The 16,137-nt window shown below is 71.6% G+C and carries 17 protein-coding genes; 16 read left to right on the forward strand and 1 reads right to left on the reverse strand.

Annotated elements, in window-relative coordinates:
• Nucleotides 1–172 precede the first annotated feature (172 nt).
• From ACQY0Z_RS18410 to nusB, 14 genes are all read left to right on the forward strand, one after another.
• On the forward strand, nucleotides 173–625 hold the full coding sequence (locus ACQY0Z_RS18410) for a DUF948 domain-containing protein (protein WP_086020138.1): 453 nt from the start codon (nucleotides 173–175) through the stop codon (nucleotides 623–625).
• A gap of 7 nt (nucleotides 626–632) precedes the next feature.
• Complete coding sequence (locus tag ACQY0Z_RS18415; protein ID WP_019523759.1) at nucleotides 633–1,001, forward strand: hypothetical protein; 369 nt, start codon at nucleotides 633–635, stop codon at nucleotides 999–1,001.
• Nucleotides 1,001–3,673 (forward strand): alanine--tRNA ligase, encoded by a 2,673-nt coding sequence (gene alaS, locus ACQY0Z_RS18420; protein WP_189901296.1) that lies wholly within the window; start codon nucleotides 1,001–1,003, stop codon nucleotides 3,671–3,673. The genes ACQY0Z_RS18415 and alaS overlap by 1 nt, the downstream gene beginning before the upstream one ends.
• Before the next feature lie 35 nt (nucleotides 3,674–3,708).
• On the forward strand, nucleotides 3,709–4,173 hold the full coding sequence (gene ruvX / locus ACQY0Z_RS18425; RefSeq protein ID WP_026243667.1) for a Holliday junction resolvase RuvX: 465 nt from the start codon (nucleotides 3,709–3,711) through the stop codon (nucleotides 4,171–4,173).
• 127 nt (nucleotides 4,174–4,300) lie between these two features.
• Nucleotides 4,301–6,028 (forward strand): endolytic transglycosylase MltG, encoded by a 1,728-nt coding sequence (gene mltG / locus ACQY0Z_RS18430; protein WP_254586542.1) that lies wholly within the window; start codon nucleotides 4,301–4,303, stop codon nucleotides 6,026–6,028.
• Entirely contained in the window at nucleotides 6,028–6,855 is an 828-nt protein-coding gene (locus ACQY0Z_RS18435) for a shikimate dehydrogenase (protein WP_189901295.1), read from the forward strand. Before mltG ends, ACQY0Z_RS18435 begins: the two co-directional genes overlap by 1 nt.
• 53 nt (nucleotides 6,856–6,908) lie before the next feature.
• On the forward strand, nucleotides 6,909–7,244 hold the full coding sequence (locus tag ACQY0Z_RS18440; protein ID WP_254586543.1) for a hypothetical protein: 336 nt from the start codon (nucleotides 6,909–6,911) through the stop codon (nucleotides 7,242–7,244).
• A 181-nt stretch (nucleotides 7,245–7,425) separates the two neighbouring features.
• Nucleotides 7,426–8,610 carry a chorismate synthase gene (gene aroC, locus ACQY0Z_RS18445; protein WP_439812547.1) on the forward strand — a complete coding sequence of 395 codons (1,185 nt, stop codon included), beginning with the start codon at nucleotides 7,426–7,428 and terminating at the stop codon, nucleotides 8,608–8,610.
• Entirely contained in the window at nucleotides 8,607–9,119 is a 513-nt protein-coding gene (locus ACQY0Z_RS18450) for a shikimate kinase (RefSeq protein WP_254586544.1), read from the forward strand. Before aroC ends, ACQY0Z_RS18450 begins: the two co-directional genes overlap by 4 nt.
• Nucleotides 9,116–10,264, forward strand: coding sequence for a 3-dehydroquinate synthase (aroB, locus tag ACQY0Z_RS18455; protein WP_254586545.1), 1,149 nt, complete (start codon nucleotides 9,116–9,118; stop codon nucleotides 10,262–10,264). The genes ACQY0Z_RS18450 and aroB overlap by 4 nt, the downstream gene beginning before the upstream one ends.
• 131 nt (nucleotides 10,265–10,395) lie before the next feature.
• Nucleotides 10,396–11,241 (forward strand): Pro-rich N-terminal domain-containing protein, encoded by an 846-nt coding sequence (locus ACQY0Z_RS18460; RefSeq protein ID WP_189901291.1) that lies wholly within the window; start codon nucleotides 10,396–10,398, stop codon nucleotides 11,239–11,241.
• Between the two features lie 103 nt (nucleotides 11,242–11,344).
• Nucleotides 11,345–12,451 carry an aminopeptidase P family protein gene (locus ACQY0Z_RS18465; protein ID WP_189901289.1) on the forward strand — a complete coding sequence of 369 codons (1,107 nt, stop codon included), beginning with the start codon at nucleotides 11,345–11,347 and terminating at the stop codon, nucleotides 12,449–12,451.
• Nucleotides 12,452–12,521: 70 nt separating this feature from the next.
• Nucleotides 12,522–13,088, forward strand: coding sequence for an elongation factor P (efp, locus tag ACQY0Z_RS18470; protein WP_006131211.1), 567 nt, complete (start codon nucleotides 12,522–12,524; stop codon nucleotides 13,086–13,088).
• Nucleotides 13,089–13,090: 2 nt separating this feature from the next.
• Nucleotides 13,091–13,525, forward strand: a complete 435-nt coding sequence (gene nusB / locus ACQY0Z_RS18475) for a transcription antitermination factor NusB (protein ID WP_189901287.1) — start codon at nucleotides 13,091–13,093, stop codon at nucleotides 13,523–13,525.
• Nucleotides 13,526–13,679: 154 nt separating this feature from the next.
• On the opposite strand, the gene bldD is transcribed toward nusB, so the two are convergent.
• Nucleotides 13,680–14,183, reverse strand: coding sequence for a transcriptional regulator BldD (gene bldD / locus ACQY0Z_RS18480; protein ID WP_006131213.1), 504 nt, complete (start codon nucleotides 14,181–14,183; stop codon nucleotides 13,680–13,682).
• A 262-nt stretch (nucleotides 14,184–14,445) separates the two neighbouring features.
• Between bldD and pyrR the strand changes: the two genes are divergently transcribed.
• The gene (pyrR, locus tag ACQY0Z_RS18485) at nucleotides 14,446–15,030 is read left to right on the forward strand and encodes a bifunctional pyr operon transcriptional regulator/uracil phosphoribosyltransferase PyrR (protein WP_189901285.1); all 585 of its coding nucleotides are present in this window, start codon (nucleotides 14,446–14,448) and stop codon (nucleotides 15,028–15,030) included.
• 106 nt (nucleotides 15,031–15,136) lie between these two features.
• Nucleotides 15,137–16,135, forward strand: a complete 999-nt coding sequence (locus ACQY0Z_RS18490) for an aspartate carbamoyltransferase catalytic subunit (RefSeq protein WP_439812548.1) — start codon at nucleotides 15,137–15,139, stop codon at nucleotides 16,133–16,135.
• Nucleotides 16,136–16,137: the final 2 nt, after the last annotated feature.

A 16,137-nucleotide genomic window follows, 5' to 3' on the forward strand; every position in this document is an offset into this window, starting at 1 on the left:
CCGCCCTCCGGGGCGGGGAGGCGGCGGGCTCGTCCTCGCCCGGGACCCTTCCGCCGCCGTCCGCCGGGACCCGCGCCGTGGCGGGCGGTAATCCGGTACGGAGACCCGTCACCGGCGCGATAGGCTCGGTCACACGACTTTCTCGATGTTCAGGCGCGTTTCAAGGGAGCGGGTGCACACAGTGTCCGGTGGCGAGGTGGCCGGAATCCTGGTGGCCGTCTTCTGGGCGATCCTGGTCTCCTTCCTCGCCGTCGCACTGGCGAGGCTGGCCCAGACGCTCCGGGCGACCACCAAGCTGGTGGCGGACGTGACCGACCAGGCCGTCCCGCTGCTGGCGGACGCCTCCACGGCGGTCCGGTCCGCGCAGACCCAGATCGAACGGGTCGACGCGATCGCCTCCGACGTCCAGGAGGTCACCTCCAACGCCTCCGCGCTGTCCACCACCGTGGCCTCCACCTTCGGCGGCCCCCTGGTCAAGGTCGCCGCCTTCGGCTACGGCGTGCGCCGGGCCCTCGGCGGCCGCAAGGAGGACGCGCCGGCCGCCAGGACGCGGCGCGACGTGATCGTGGGCCGCACCGTCCCGGGCGCGCGGCGCGACAAGCGGACCCGGGGAAAGAGGGACTGACCCGACGATGTTCCGCCGTACGTTCTGGTTCACCACCGGCGTCGCCGCCGGCGTGTGGGCCACCACCAAGGTCAACCGCAAGCTCAAGCAGCTCACCCCCGAGCACCTCGCCGTCGCCGCGGCCAACAAGGCGATCGAGGCCGGCGGTCGGCTCAAGGACCGGGCGGTGGACTTCGCCCTCGAGGTCCGCGACCACATGGACCGGCGCGAGGCCGAACTCGGCGACGCGCTCGGGCTGGGCGCCCCCGTCGACCGTGAACTGCCCGCCCCCCGCGGCTACGCCGTGATCGAGAACCGCAACAGCCCCCCGTACGTCGAGGGCCCGAAGAAGTCGACGTACCCGACGTACCCGTACAACCGGAATGAGGACCACTGATGGAGTCGGCCGAGATCCGCCGCCGCTGGCTGAGCTTCTTCGAGGAGCGCGGGCACACCGTCGTCCCGTCGGCGTCGCTCATCGCGGACGACCCGACTCTGCTCCTCGTCCCGGCCGGCATGGTGCCCTTCAAGCCCTACTTCCTCGGCGAGGTCAAGCCGCCCTTCTCCCGCGCCACCAGCGTGCAGAAGTGCGTGCGCACCCCCGACATCGAAGAGGTCGGCAAGACCACCCGCCACGGCACGTTCTTCCAGATGTGCGGCAACTTCTCCTTCGGTGACTACTTCAAGGAGGGCGCCATCAAGCTCGCCTGGGAGCTGCTCACCACGCCCCAGGACAAGGGCGGTTACGGCCTGGAGCCGGAGAAGCTCTGGATCACCGTCTACAAGGACGACGACGAGGCCGAGCAGATCTGGCACGAGGTCGTGGGCGTGCCCAAGGAGCGCATCCAGCGCCTGGGCAAGAAGGACAACTTCTGGTCCATGGGCGTCCCCGGCCCCTGCGGCCCCTGCTCCGAGATCAACTACGACCGCGGCCCCGAGTTCGGCGCCGAGGGCGGCCCCGCCGTCAACGACGAGCGCTACGTGGAGATCTGGAACCTCGTCTTCATGCAGTACGTGCGGGGCGAGGGCACCGGCAAGGACGACTTCGAGATCCTCGGCGACCTGCCCAGCAAGAACATCGACACCGGCCTCGGCCTCGAGCGGCTCGCCATGATTCTGCAGGGCGTGCGGAACATGTACGAGATCGACACCTCCATGGCCGTCATCGAGAAGGCCACCGAGCTGACCGGCGTCCGCTACGGCGACGCCCAGAGCTCCGACGTCTCCCTGCGCGTGGTCACCGACCACATGCGCACCGCCACCATGCTCATCGGCGACGGCGTCACCCCCGGCAACGAGGGCCGCGGCTACGTGCTGCGCCGCATCATGCGCCGCGCCATCCGCAACATGCGCCTCCTCGGCGCCACCGGCCCGGTCGTCAAGGACCTCATCGACGTCGTCGTCGGCATGATGGGCCAGCAGTACCCGGAGCTGATCACCGACCGCGAGCGCATCGAGAAGGTCGCCCTCGCCGAGGAGAACGCCTTCCTCAAGACGCTGAAGGCCGGCACCAACATCCTCGACACCGCCGTGTCCGAGACCAAGGCGTCCGGCTCCACCGTGCTGCCCGGCGACAAGGCCTTCCTGCTCCACGACACCTGGGGCTTCCCGATCGACCTCACCCTGGAGATGGCCGCCGAGCAGGGCCTCTCCGTGGACGAGGAGGGCTTCCGCCGCCTGATGAAGGAGCAGCGGGAGCGCGCCAAGGCCGACGCCCAGGCCAAGAAGACCGGCCACGCCGACCTCGGCGCCTACCGTGAGATCGCCGACCGGGCCGGCGCCACCGACTTCATCGGCTACACGGACACCGAGGGCGAGTCCACCGTCGTCGGCATCCTTGTCAACGGCGTTCCCTCGCCCGCCGCCACCGAGGGCGACGAGGTCGAGATCGTGCTGGACCGCACCCCCTTCTACGCCGAGGGCGGCGGCCAGATCGGCGACACCGGCCGCATCCGCACCGAGTCCGGCGCCGTGATCGAGGTCCGCGACTGCCAGAAGCCCGTCCCCGGCGTCTACGTGCACAAGGGCGTCGTCCAGGTCGGCGAGGTCACCGTGGACTCCCGCGCCCACGCCGCCATCGACGACCGCCGGCGCAAGGCCATCGCCCGCGCCCACTCGGCCACCCACCTCACCCACCAGGCCCTGCGCGACGCCCTCGGCCCGACGGCCGCCCAGGCCGGTTCCGAGAACCAGCCCGGCCGGTTCCGCTTCGACTTCGGATCCCCGTCCGCCGTCCCGCAGACGGTCATGACGGACGTCGAGCAGAAGATCAACGAGGTGCTCGCCCGCGACCTCGACGTGCGCGCCGACATCATGGGCATCGACGAGGCCAAGAAGCAGGGGGCCATCGCCGAGTTCGGCGAGAAGTACGGCGACCGCGTGCGCGTGGTCACCATCGGCGACTTCTCCAAGGAGCTGTGCGGCGGCACCCACGTGCACAACACCGCCCAGCTGGGCCTGGTGAAGCTGCTCGGCGAGTCCTCCATCGGCTCCGGCGTGCGCCGCATCGAGGCCCTCGTCGGCGTGGACGCCTACAACTTCCTCGCCCGCGAGCACACGGTCGTCAACCAGCTCACCGAGCTGCTCAAGGGCCGCGCCGAGGAACTGCCCGAGAAGGTCTCCGCCATGCTCGGCCGGCTCAAGGACGCCGAGAAGGAGATCGAGAAGTTCCGCGCCGAGAAGGTGCTCCAGGCCGCCGCCGGCCTCGCCGGGTCCGCCAAGGACATCAGGGGCGTCGCCGTGGTCACCGGTCAGGTCCCCGACGGCACCACCGCCGACGACCTGCGCAAGCTGGTGCTCGACGTGCGCGGCCGCATCCAGGGCGGACGGCCCGCCGTCGTCGCCCTGTTCAGCACGGTCAACGGCAAGCCGCTCACCGTGATCGCCACCAACGAGGCCGCCCGCGAGCGCGGACTGAAGGCCGGTGAGCTGGTGCGCACCGCCGCCAAGGCCCTCGGCGGCGGCGGTGGCGGCAAGCCGGACGTCGCCCAGGGCGGCGGTCAGAACCCGGCCGCCGTCGGCGAGGCCATCGACGCGGTGGAGCGTCTCGTGGCGGACACCGCCAAGTGAACGGTCCCGCGCACGAGCAGGCGGACGGCCCGGCCATGCGCCGCGGCCGCCGCCTCGCGGTCGACGTCGGGGACGCCCGGATCGGGGTCGCCTCCTGCGACCCCGACGGCATCCTCGCCACCCCGGTCGAGACCGTCCCAGGCCGGGACGTCCCGGCCGCGCACCGCAGGCTGAGGCAGCTCGTCGAGGAGTACGAGCCCATCGAGGTCGTCGTCGGTCTCCCCCGCTCCCTCAAGGGGGGCGAGGGCCCCGCCGCCGCCAAGGTCCGCGGCTTCGCCCAGGAGATGGCGCGCGTGATCGCCCCCGTCCCGGTCAGGCTCGTGGACGAGCGCATGACCACGGTGACGGCCAGTCAGGGACTGCGTGCCTCGGGCGTGAAATCCAAGAAGGGGCGCTCCGTCATCGACCAGGCCGCCGCTGTGATCATCCTCCAGCAGGCCCTGGAATCCGAACGGGTGTCAGGCAGACCACCCGGCGAGGGCGTCGAAGTGGTCATCTGATCGCGATACGGTAACGTTCCGCGCGATGCGGGCGGTGTTCGAACAGCCGCCGCACAGAGAGAGGCGGAACGGACGCCTCGGTCTTCAGGTGGCCGGGCTGCCGCCGCCTCGCGGCTCTAGGGGATCGATGACTGAGTATGGCCGGGGCCAAGGCTCCGAACCGTGGCATCCGGACGACCCGTTGTACGGGGACGGCGGATGGGGAGGACAGCAGGCCGCCCAGCAGGCCCAGCAGTCCTACGGCGGCCAGCAGCAGTACCCGCAGCAGCCGCAGCAGCAGTACGGCGACTGGGGCACGGGTGAGCAGCACGGGTACGGCGATCAGTCGTACCCGCAGTACGACCAGTACGGTCAGCAGTACGCGCCCCAGCAGCCGCAGCACCAGCAGCACCCGCATCAGCACCAGGCACCCCAGCAGCACCAGCAGTCGCAGTACGACCAGAACGGCTGGCCGACCGGGTCGTATCCCCAGGACCCGTACGCCGGCGGCCCCCAGGACCCGTACGCGCAGCAGCCCGCGCCCTACGGCGGCGAGCAGTCCGACTACTACGGCACCCCCGAGGCCTACCCGCCGCCCGAGCCTCCCGGCCGGCGGCGGCCCGAGCCCGAGCGTGAGCCCGAGCCGCAGACCGACTGGGACCCCGGGCCGGACCAGGGCGAGCACGCGTTCTTCGCGGGCGACGACGAGGACGGCCGCGACGGCGGGAGGGACGACCGGCGCGGACGCGGCGAGCGCCGGGGCGGCGGGGACCGCAGGGGCGGCGGCAAGGAGAAGAAGCGGCGCAGCGGAGTGGCCTGCCTCGTGGTCGTCGCCGTCTTCGGCGGCGGACTGGCAGGGGTGAGCTACTTCGGCTACCAGTTCTATCAGGATCGTTTCGGCAGCGCCCCGGACTTCGCGGGTTCCGGCAACGGCGAGCAGGTCACCGTCACCATCCCCAAGGGCTCCGGCGGCTACGCCATCGGCCAGGTGCTCAAGAAGATGGGCGTGGTCAAGAGCGTCGACGCGTTCGTCGCGGCCCAGGCGGCCAACCCGGACGGCAAGACCATCCAGGACGGCGTCTACACGCTCCAGAAGGAGATGTCGGCCGCGAGCGCGGTCGAACTGATGCTCAGCCCGAAGAGCCGCAACAACCTGATCATCGCCGAGGGCAAGCGCAACGCCGCCGTCTACGAGATGATCGACGCGCGCCTCGAGGTCAAGAAGGGCACCACGGCCAAGGTCGCCGAGACCAAGTGGAAGACCCTCGGACTGCCCGACTGGGCCGTGAACCACCCGGACGTGAAGGATCCGCTCGAAGGCTTCCTCTTCCCCTCCAGCTACGCCGTCGCGAAGGGGCAGACGCCGGAGGACGTGCTCAGGCAGATGGTGGCTCGTGCCACCGAGAAGTACGAGTCCCTGGGCTTCGAGACCAAGTCGAAGAGCCTCGGTCTCGAAGGGCCGTGGGAACTGGTGACGGTCGCCAGCCTGGTGCAGGCGGAGGGCAAGACGCACGACGACTTCCGCAAGATGTCGGAGGTCATCTACAACCGGCTGAAGCCGACCAACACCGAGACGAACCAGAAGCTCCAGTTCGACTCGTCCTTCAACTACCTCAAGGGTCAGAGCAAGATCGACATCTCCGAGTCGGAGATCAACAGCAACACCGACCCCTACAACACCTACACCAACAAGGGACTGCCGCCCGGTCCCATCGGCAACCCCGGTGACGACGCCATCAAGGCGGCGCTGAACCCCACCTCGGACGGCTGGATCTACTTCGTGGCCACGGACGGCATGGACAAGACCGAGTTCGCCAGGAACATCGAGGAGCACCAGAAGCTCGTCGACAAGTTCAACGCGTCGAGGGGGAACTGATGGAGGGCGCCCGCCGCGCCGCCGTACTCGGCTCCCCGATCGCCCACTCCCTCTCCCCGGTGCTGCACCGCGCCGCCTACGCAGAGCTGGGCCTCAAGGGCTGGACGTACGACCGGTTCGAGGTCGACGAGAAGGCGCTGCCCGGCTTCTTCGAGACGCTCGGTCCGGAGTGGGCGGGGCTGTCGCTGACCATGCCGCTGAAGCGGGCCGTGATCCCGCTGCTCGACGGGATCAGCGAGACGGCGGCCTCCGTCGACGCGGTCAACACGGTGGTGTTCACCGAGGACGGCCGCCGCACCGGCGACAACACCGACATCCCCGGCATGGTCGCCGCCCTGCACGAGCACGGCATCGACAAGGTCGACACCGCCGCCATCCTCGGCGCCGGCGCCACCGCCTCCTCCGCGCTCGCCGCGCTGTCCCGCGTCTGCACCGGGGAGATCGTCGTCCACGTGCGCAGCGAGGCCCGCGCCGACGAGATGCGGGAGTGGGCGGAGCGCCTCGACGTCGCCGTGCGGATCGCCTCCTGGGACGACGCCGAGGACGCCCTGCACGCGCCCCTGGTCGTCAGCACCACCCCGGCCGGCGTCACCGACGCCCTCGCCCACGCCGTGCCCGAGCGCCCGGCGGCCCTGTTCGACGTGCTCTACGACCCGTGGCCGACGGTCCTCGCCGCCCGCTGGTCCGCGTACGGCGGTGCGGTGGTCGGCGGACTCGACCTGCTGGTGCACCAGGCGGTGCTCCAGGTGGAGCAGATGACCGGCCGCTCCCCGGCCCCGCTGGAGGCCATGCGCCGCGCGGGCGAGGAGGCCCTGGCCGCCCGGTAGGATCCCTCCTCGTTCCGCAGGGGGCGGAACCTTGGGGGAGGGGGACCCTTTTCATGTCCGCAGGCGTGCCGCTGGCGTCCTGGAAGACGCAGATGTTCGAGTCGCTGCTGGGCTTTCTGCCCGACTGGGTGCAGATCACCGTGCCGGCGCTGGTGCTGCTCGCCGTCCTGACGGCCTGGGCGCTGAAGCTCAAGCGGCGGATCGCCGCCCGCCGCGTTCTGCGCGCGGGCGCGCCCGTCCGCACACAGGCGAGCGGGGCCGACTTCCTCGGCCCGTACGCGCCGCGGAACCGGGCAGGCGGAGCCGCCCGGTCGGGCGGCCGCGAGCCCAGCGGGGCCGACTTCCTCGGCGCCTGTGCCCCGCGCCGTGAGGACGGCGGGCGGGGCTGACCACCGCGGCCGCCTGGTGATCCGAGTCGTCCGTCAGGTGGACCGGCGGCCGGACGGAGCGCCCGACGTGGGAGGATCGGAGGACGGCGGACCGGGACCCGCGCACCCCGTCCCGCCGCGCGCGTACGCGAACAAGAGCGTGCGCAGGGCAGTACCGGGGCGCGAACACGGAGGAGCACCGTTGAGCAGGTTGCGCTGGCTGACCGCGGGGGAGTCCCACGGTCCCGCACTCGTCGCGACGCTGGAGGGCCTTCCCGCCGGCGTGCCGATCACCACGGACATGGTGGCGGACCACCTGGCGAGGCGGCGGCTCGGCTACGGTCGCGGTGCCCGGATGAAGTTCGAGCGGGACGAGGTCACGTTCCTGGGCGGCGTCCGGCACGGACTGACCCTGGGCTCCCCGGTCGCGATCATGGTGGGCAACACCGAGTGGCCCAAGTGGGAGCAGGTCATGGCGGCCGACCCGGTCCACCCCGACGTGCTGGCCGGCCTCGCGCGCAACGCGCCGCTGACCCGCCCGCGTCCCGGCCACGCCGACCTCGCCGGCATGCAGAAGTACGGCTTCGACGAGGCCCGCCCGATCCTGGAGCGCGCCTCCGCCCGTGAGACCGCCGCCCGCGTGGCCCTCGGCGCGGTGGCCCGTTCCTACCTCAAGGAGACGGCCGGCATCGAGATCGTCTCCCACGTCGTCGAGCTGTGCTCGGTGAAGGCGCCGCAGGGCGTGTACCCGACCCCGGCCGACGTGGAGAAGCTGGACGCCGACCCGCTGCGCTGCCTGGACGCGGACACGTCGAAGGCGATGGTCGCCGAGGTCGACCAGGCGCACAAGGACGGCGACACCCTCGGCGGCGTCGTCGAGGTGCTGGCCTACGGCGTCCCCGTGGGCCTCGGCTCGCACGTGCACTGGGACCGCAAGCTGGACGCCCGGCTGGCCGGCGCCCTCATGGGCATCCAGGCCATCAAGGGCGTCGAGATCGGCGACGGCTTCGAGCTGGCCCGCGTGCCCGGCTCCAAGGCCCACGACGAGATCGTCAACACGCCCGAGGGCATCAAGCGGGTCTCGGGCCGGGCCGGCGGCACCGAGGGCGGCCTGTCCACCGGCGAACTGCTGCGCGTCCGCGCCGCGATGAAGCCCATCGCCACCGTGCCCCGCGCCCTGAAGACCGTGGACGTCACCACCGGCGAGGCCGCTCAGGCCCACCACCAGCGCTCCGACGTCTCCGCCGTCCCGGCGGCCGGCATCGTCGCCGAGGCCATGGTCGCCCTGGTGCTGGCGGACGCGGTCGCGGAGAAGTTCGGCGGCGACAGCGTCGCCGAGACCCGCCGCAACGTCACCTCGTACCTCGACAACCTGGCGATCCGGTGAGCCCGCGCGTCGTCCTGACCGGTCCGATGGGCGTCGGCAAGTCCACCGTCGGACAGCTCCTCGCCGAGCGTCTCGGCGTCGGCTACCGGGACACCGACGACGACATCGTCGCCGCCGATGGCCGCGAGATCTCCGACATCTTCGTCGAGGACGGCGAACCCGCCTTCCGCGCCCTGGAGAAGGAGGCCGTGCGGCAGGCGCTCGCCTCGCACGACGGCGTCCTCTCCCTGGGCGGCGGCGCGATCCTCGACGCGGACACCCGCGCGCTGCTCGCCGGGGAGCGGGTCGTCTACCTGTCGATGGACGTCGAGGAGGCGGTCCGCCGCACCGGCCTCGGCGCCGCCCGCCCGCTCCTCGCGGTCAACCCGCGCAGGCAGTGGCGCGAGCTGATGGAGGCCCGCCGCCCTCTGTACGAGGAGACCGCGACGGCCGTCGTGCCGACCGACGGCCGTACGCCCGAAGAGGTCGCCGAGGCGGTCCTTGACGCACTGGAGCTGAAGGAAGCATGAGCAACGAGGCAGTGACCCGCATCCACGTCGCGGGCACGGCGGGCACCGAGCCCTACGACGTCCTGGTCGGCCGGCACCTGCTCGGCGAACTCCCCGGCCTGATCGGCGACAAGGCCCACCCGTCGCCCGCCACCACCCTCAACGGAGGCGCTTCGCGCCACACCGAGGTCCAGCGGGTGGCCGTCATCCACCCCGAGGCGCTCGCCGAGACCGGTGAGGCGCTCCGCGCGGACCTCGCCGGACAGGGGTACGAGGCCGTCGCCATCCAGGTGCCGAACGCCGAGGAGGCCAAGACCGCCGAGGTCGCCGCCTACTGCTGGAAGGCGCTCGGCCAGTCCGGCTTCACCCGCACCGACGTCGTCGTCGGCGTCGGCGGCGGCGCGACCACCGACCTGGCCGGCTTCGTCGCCGCGACCTGGCTGCGGGGCGTGCGCTGGATCGCCGTGCCGACCACCGTGCTGGGCATGGTCGACGCGGCCGTCGGCGGCAAGACCGGCATCAACACCGCCGAGGGCAAGAACCTCGTCGGCGCCTTCCACCCGCCCGCCGGAGTCCTCTGCGACCTCGCCGCCCTCGACTCCCTCCCGGTCCACGACTACGTGTCCGGGCTCGCCGAGGTCATCAAGGCCGGCTTCATCGCCGACCCGGTGATCCTCGACCTGATCGAGTCAGACCCCGAGGCCGCCCGCACCCCCGCCGGACCGCACACCGCCGAGCTGATCGAACGCTCGATCAAGGTGAAGGCCGACGTGGTCTCCAGCGACCTCAAGGAGTCCGGCCTCCGCGAGATCCTGAACTACGGCCACACCCTCGGCCACGCCATCGAGAAGAACGAGCGGTACAAGTGGCGGCACGGCGCCGCCGTCGCCGTCGGCATGCACTTCGCCGCCGAACTGGGCCGCCTCGCCGGCCGCCTGGACGACGCCACCGCCGACCGCCACCGCACGGTCCTCGAGTCCGTCGGGCTCCCGCTGCACTACCGCCACGACCAGTGGCCCAAGCTGGTCGAGAACATGAAGGTCGACAAGAAGTCCCGTGGCAGCCTGCTGCGCTTCGTCGTCCTCGACGGGCTCGCCAAGCCCACCGTGCTGGAGGGCCCCGACCCGGCCGTCCTGCTGGCCGCCTACGGCGAGGTGGGGCAGTAACCGCCTGACGGGCACTCATCACCGCCCCCGGCCGTTCCCACAACGACGGCAGGGGGCGGTACCGTTCGGTAACGCGGGGACGGTCCCCGCTGTCAGTGACCCATTGCCTGTACGAGACGGAGTGGCACCGGATGCAGCACGCAGTGGGTTCTCCGCTGCCGCCGCCCCACCAGCCGGGGCACGGACCGGCCGCCGGCTGGTCACCGGCCGCGCACCACCCAGGTCAGCATCAGCAGCAGGGCCCCGCGGCCCCGGCGCACACCCAGCCCCCCGGTTACCCGGCGCCCCCGCCCCCGGCGGGCCCCCGGCACGCCTCCATGCCCCCGCCGCCGGACACCACCGGCCATGTCACGCTGCCGCCCGGCGGCCCGGTCGGCATACCGAGCGCGCCGCAGGCCCCGGCCACCCCCGACCCGACCGCGACGACCCTCGCCGTGCTGCTCATCGGCCCCGCGGGCGCCGGCAAGACGAGCGTCGCCAAGTACTGGGCGGACCACCGGCGCGTACCCACGGCGCACATCAGCCTCGACGACGTCCGCGAATGGGTTCGCTCCGGCTTCGCCGACCCGCAGACCGGGTGGAACGACAACTCCGAGGCGCAGTACCGGCTGGCCCGCCGCACCTGCGGCTTCGCCGCCCGCAACTTCCTCGCCAACGGCATCTCCTGCATCCTCGACGACGCGGTCTTCCCGGACCGTCCGGTCGTCGGTCTCGGCGGCTGGAAGCGGCACGTCGGCCCCGGGCTGCTGCCCGTCGTCCTGCTGCCCGGCCTGGACGTCGTCCTGGAGCGCAACGCGGAGCGCACCGGCAACCGCCGCCTCGGCGACGAGGAGGTCGCCCGCATCCACGGCCGCATGGCCGGCTGGTACGGCTCGGGGCTGCCGATCATCGACAACTCCCAGCTCGACGTGCCGGAGACGGCCCGCGTCCTCGACGACGTCCTCACCCGGGCGATCGCCAGCCCCCCGAAGTGGTGACACGCGTCTCCCAGGGCACCAGGCCCGGCGCGGAGCGGCCGCGCTGCCCCCGGTCGGCCCCGCTCGACCGGCGACATCCCGCGGCCGCTCCTACGCTCGAACCATGTCTGAGGTCTACGCGGTCCGCCGGACGCGCCTCCGGGAACGCTGCAACGCGAGCGGCAGCACCGCCGCGCTGGTGTCCCGGCCCGCCAACGTCCGCTACCTGTCCGGCGCCGCCCCCGAGAACGCCGTGCTGCTGCTCGGCAGGACCGAGGACGTACTGGTGTGCGCGGAGCCCCCGGACGACCGCGTCCCCCACAACCGCCCCGACGAGGCGCTGCGCCTGCACGTCATGACCGGCATCGGCGGCGACCCCGCCGTGGAGGCCGCGAACCTCGCGGTCGGCCAGGGCGTCGACGCGCTCGCCGTGGAGGAGCACCACCTCACCGTCACCCGGCACCGCGCCATCCGCGAGTCCGCCCCCCGGCTGCGCCTCACCGGCGTCGGCGGCGCGGTCGAACAGCTGCGTGTGGTCAAGGACGAGGAGGAGATCTCCTGTCTCCGCATCGGCGCGGAGATCGCCGACCAGGCCCTGGGCGAACTCCTGGAGTCCATCCTGGTCGGCCGCACCGAACGCCACCTCGCCCTGGAGCTGGAGCGCCGCCTGGTCGACCACGGCGCCGACGGCCCGGCCTTCCCCACCTCCGTCGCCACCGGACCCCACGCGGGACGCCCCGGCCACCGGCCCACCGACCGCCGGGTGGAGGAGGGCGACTTCCTCTCCGTCTGCCTCGGCGCCACCTACCGCGGCTACCGCTGCGAGATCGGCCGCACCTTCGTCATCGGCACCGCCCCGGCCGACTGGCAGATCGAGCTGTACGACCTGGTGTTCTCCGCCCAGCGCGCGGGACGCGAGTCCCTGGCGCCCGGCGCCGCGTGCCGTGACGTGGACCGCGCGGCCCGCCAGGTGCTGGACTCCGCCGGGTACGCGGAGGCGCTTCCCGTCCTCACAGGTCACGGCGTCGGACTGGAAATCGACGAGGACCCTCAATTGACCCCGGCGGCCATGGGTAAACTGGACGCTTGCGTGCCGGTCACCGTCGAGCCGGGGGTCCACCTCCCCGGCCGGGGCGGCGTCCGGATCGATGACACGCTCGTCGTGCGCCCCGAGGCGGACGGCGGACCCGAGCTACTCACCATCACGACCAAGGAGCTGCTCGCGCTCTGACCTCGCGCAGTGCGCCTGCCCTCGCCCCGGCCGTCGTCCACGTCAGTCCAGTCCAGGAGATTCCGCAACCGTGGCTTCCACGAACGACCTCAAGAACGGCATGGTGCTCAAGCTCGAAGGCGGCCAGCTCTGGTCCGTCGTCGAGTTCCAGCACGTCAAGCCCGGCAAGGGCCCGGCCTTCGTGCGCACCAAGCTCAAGAACGTGCTCTCCGGCAAGGTCGTCGACAAGACCTTCAACGCCGGCGTCAAGGTCGAAACGGCCACCGTCGACAAGCGCGACATGCAGTTCTCCTACATGGACGGCGACTACTTCGTCTTCATGGACATGGAGACCTACGACCAGCTCATGGTCGACCGCAAGGCCGTCGGCGACGCCGCCAACTTCCTCGTCGAGGGCTTCACCGCCACCGTCGCGCAGCACGAGGGCGAGGTGCTCTTCGTCGAGCTCCCGGCCGCCGTCGAGCTGACGATCCAGGAGACCGAGCCCGGCGTCCAGGGCGACCGCTCCACCGGCGGCACCAAGCCCGCCACGCTGGAGACCGGCCACCAGATCCAGGTCCCGCTCTTCATCACCACCGGTGAGAAGATCAAGGTCGACACCCGTACGAGCGACTACCTCGGCCGGGTGAACAGCTAACCGTGGCTGCCCGCAACACGGCCCGCAAGCGCGCCTTCCAGATCATCTTCGAGGGCGACCAGCGCGGCACGGAGGTCCTGACGGTCCTCGCCGACTGGATCCGGCACTCCCGGACCGACCCCCGGCAGCCGCCGGTGAGCGAGTACACGATGCAGCTCGTCGAGGGCTACGCGGAGCACGCGAAGCGCATCGACGAGCTGATCTCCCAGTACTCGGTCGGCTGGACGCTCGACCGGATGCCCGTGGTGGACCGCAGCATCCTGCGGCTCGGCGCGTACGAGCTGATCTGGGTCGACGAGACCCCGGACGCGGTCGTGCTGGACGAGATGGTGCAGCTGGCGAAGGAGTTCTCCACGGACGAGTCCCCCTCGTTCGTCAACGGCCTCCTCGGCCGCCTGAAGGAACTCAAGCCCTCCCTGCGCCGCGACGAGCAGTAGGGCGCCCCGTCAGGGGCGCGGGGGACTGCGCGCTCAGCCCCGAACGGCCAGCGGCCGACGTCCGACCGCAACCCGCAGACAAAAACCGCCGGGGTGCCGGAACCCATAAGGATCCGGCACCCCGGCGGCACGTTTCTGCGCCCCCGCGGAGCGCCTACGCGTCCTCGTGGGACGCCACCGCACGCCGCGCGTCCGCGTCCAGCACGCCCCAGCTGATCAGCTGCTCGGTGAGGACCGAGGGCGACTGGTCGTAGATCACGGCGAGCGTGCGCAGGTCGTCCTGGCGGATCGACAGCACCTTGCCGTTGTAGTCACCGCGCTGCGACTGGATCGTCGCCGCGTAGCGCTGCAGCGGGCCCGCCTTCTCGGCCGGCACCGTGGCCAGCCGCTCCAGGTCCAGGACCAGCTTCGGCGGCGGCTCGGCGGCGCCGCCCGGGGTCGTGCCCGGCAGCAGCTCCTGCACCGGGACGCCGTAGAAGTCCGCCAGCTCCGCGAGGCGCTGTACGGTCACGGCGCGGTCGCCGCGCTCGTACGAACCGACCACGACCGCCTTCCAGCGGCCCTGGGACTTCTCCTCGACACCGTGGAGGGAAAGGCCCTGCTGGGTGCGGATCGCCCGGAGCTTGGCCCCGAGCTGTTTGGCGTATTCGCTGGACATATAGCTCCCCGGCACTGTGTCGACGCGGATGGCTGGATTCCATGCCGCGCGGCTGGTAACTCACTGTGAGGTTACGCAGCGTTACTCTTGTGCGTCAAGCCGAATGGTCCACACCGACTCTTCCGTGGTAGCGAAGATCGGTTGCTCCATCCGGGTGATCGGGGGTGTCGCTGCGGCCGGAAAACGACCTGCTAGCCTGAGGGGCGCAATCCGACGTCCTTTAAGGTCCGTCCCGTGAGGCGGAGAAGGAGGTCCGTTTCGTATGGACACGCACGATCCGCAACCACTGCCCGCGTCCCAGGCGGACGCACGGCCCGTTCTCGAGGCCCCCGACATCGCCCGGGTCATGACCCGCATCGCCCACGAGATCGTCGAACGCGCCAAGGGCGCCGACGACGTGGTGCTCCTCGGCATTCCGACGCGAGGCGTCTTCCTCGCCCGGCGGCTCGCCGACAAGCTCGAGCAGATCACCGAGCGCAAGGTCCCGGTCGGCTCGCTCGACATCACCATGTACCGCGACGACCTGCGTCTGCAGCCGCCGCGCGCCCTGGCCCGCACCGAGATCCCCGGTGACGGCATCGACGGCAAGCTGGTCGTCCTCGTCGACGACGTGCTCTTCTCCGGCCGCACCATCCGCGCCGCCCTCGACGCGCTGAACGACATCGGCCGCCCCCGCGCGGTCCAGCTGGCCGTGCTCGTCGACCGCGGCCACCGCGAACTGCCCATCCGCGCCGACTACGTCGGCAAGAACCTCCCCACGTCGCTGCGGGAGACGGTCAAGGTCCTGCTCGCCGAGGAGGACGGGCGCGACACCGTGCTGCTCGGCGCCAAGCAGACCCCCCAGTAGCACCGCGAAGCGCACGCCGGACGGGTGTGCGCCGGCGCGGCACGCCCACGCGCGTACCCGTCTGCCCGATTTCGCCTCATTGAACTGTCTTTACGGAGCCTGACAGATGCAGCGTCATCTCATCTCGGCCGCCGACCTCACCCGCGACGACGCCGTCCTCATCCTCGACACCGCCGAGGAGATGGCCCGGGTGGCCGACCGGCCGATCAAGAAACTCCCCACCCTGCGCGGCCGTACCGTCGTCAACCTCTTCTTCGAGGACTCCACCCGCACGCGGATCTCCTTCGAGGCCGCCGAGAAGCGGCTGTCCGCGGACGTCATCAACTTCTCCGCCAAGGGCTCCAGCGTCTCCAAGGGCGAGTCCCTGAAGGACACCGCCCAGACCCTGGAGGCCATGGGCGTCGACGCGGTCGTCATCCGGCACGGCGCCTCCGGCGCCCCCTACCGGCTCGCCACCTCCGGCTGGATCGACGCCCACGTCATCAACGCCGGCGACGGCACCCACCAGCACCCCACCCAGGCGCTGCTCGACGCGTTCACCATGCGCCGCCGCCTCGTCGGCCGGGACGCCGGGCTCGGCCAGGACCTCGACGGCCGCCGCATCACCCTCGTCGGCGACGTCCTGCACAGCCGGGTCGCCCGCTCCAACGTCGACCTGCTGCACACCCTCGGCGTCGAGGTCACCCTCGTCGCCCCGCCCACCCTGCTCCCGGTCGGCGTCGAGACCTGGCCCTGCGAGGTCTCCTACGACCTGGACTCCACGCTGCCCAAGTCCGACGCGGTGATGATGCTGCGCGTCCAGCGCGAGCGGATGAACGCCGCGTTCTTCCCCACCGAGCGCGAGTACTCCCGCCGCTACGGCCTCGACGGCGACCGCATGGCACGGATGCCGGAGCACGCCATCGTCATGCACCCCGGCCCGATGGTCCGCGGCATGGAGATCACCGCCGAGGTCGCCGACTCCGACCGCTGCACCGTCGTCGAGCAGGTCGCCAACGGCGTCTCCATCCGGATGGCCGTCCTGTACCTGCTGCTCGGCGGAGCCGAGTTCCAGACGCCGAGCACGCCCGCCGCCCCCGCCCGTACCGCCGAGGAGAACCGATAGCG

The organism is Streptomyces sp. P9-2 (genome assembly GCF_051903975.1).
Classification (GTDB): domain Bacteria; phylum Actinomycetota; class Actinomycetes; order Streptomycetales; family Streptomycetaceae; genus Streptomyces; species Streptomyces cellulosae.

Excerpts from the sequence above, each read along its gene's own strand:
- ACQY0Z_RS18415 (WP_019523759.1), top strand. The coding sequence starts at position 633 with ATGTTCCGCCGTACGTTCTGGTTCACCACCGGCGTCGCCGCCGGCGTG.
- ACQY0Z_RS18465 (WP_189901289.1), top strand. The coding sequence starts at position 11,345 with ATGTCTGAGGTCTACGCGGTCCGCCGGACGCGCCTCCGGGAACGCTGC.
- ACQY0Z_RS18460 (WP_189901291.1), top strand. The coding sequence starts at position 10,396 with ATGCAGCACGCAGTGGGTTCTCCGCTGCCGCCGCCCCACCAGCCGGGG.
- mltG (WP_254586542.1), top strand. The coding sequence starts at position 4,301 with ATGACTGAGTATGGCCGGGGCCAAGGCTCCGAACCGTGGCATCCGGAC.
- aroB (WP_254586545.1), top strand. The coding sequence starts at position 9,116 with ATGAGCAACGAGGCAGTGACCCGCATCCACGTCGCGGGCACGGCGGGC.
- ACQY0Z_RS18440 (WP_254586543.1), top strand. The coding sequence starts at position 6,909 with ATGTCCGCAGGCGTGCCGCTGGCGTCCTGGAAGACGCAGATGTTCGAG.
- ACQY0Z_RS18490 (WP_439812548.1), top strand. The coding sequence starts at position 15,137 with ATGCAGCGTCATCTCATCTCGGCCGCCGACCTCACCCGCGACGACGCC.
- alaS (WP_189901296.1), top strand. The coding sequence starts at position 1,001 with ATGGAGTCGGCCGAGATCCGCCGCCGCTGGCTGAGCTTCTTCGAGGAG.
- pyrR (WP_189901285.1), top strand. The coding sequence starts at position 14,446 with ATGGACACGCACGATCCGCAACCACTGCCCGCGTCCCAGGCGGACGCA.
- ACQY0Z_RS18435 (WP_189901295.1), top strand. The coding sequence starts at position 6,028 with ATGGAGGGCGCCCGCCGCGCCGCCGTACTCGGCTCCCCGATCGCCCAC.
- bldD (WP_006131213.1), bottom strand. The coding sequence starts at position 14,183 with ATGTCCAGCGAATACGCCAAACAGCTCGGGGCCAAGCTCCGGGCGATC.
- ruvX (WP_026243667.1), top strand. The coding sequence starts at position 3,709 with ATGCGCCGCGGCCGCCGCCTCGCGGTCGACGTCGGGGACGCCCGGATC.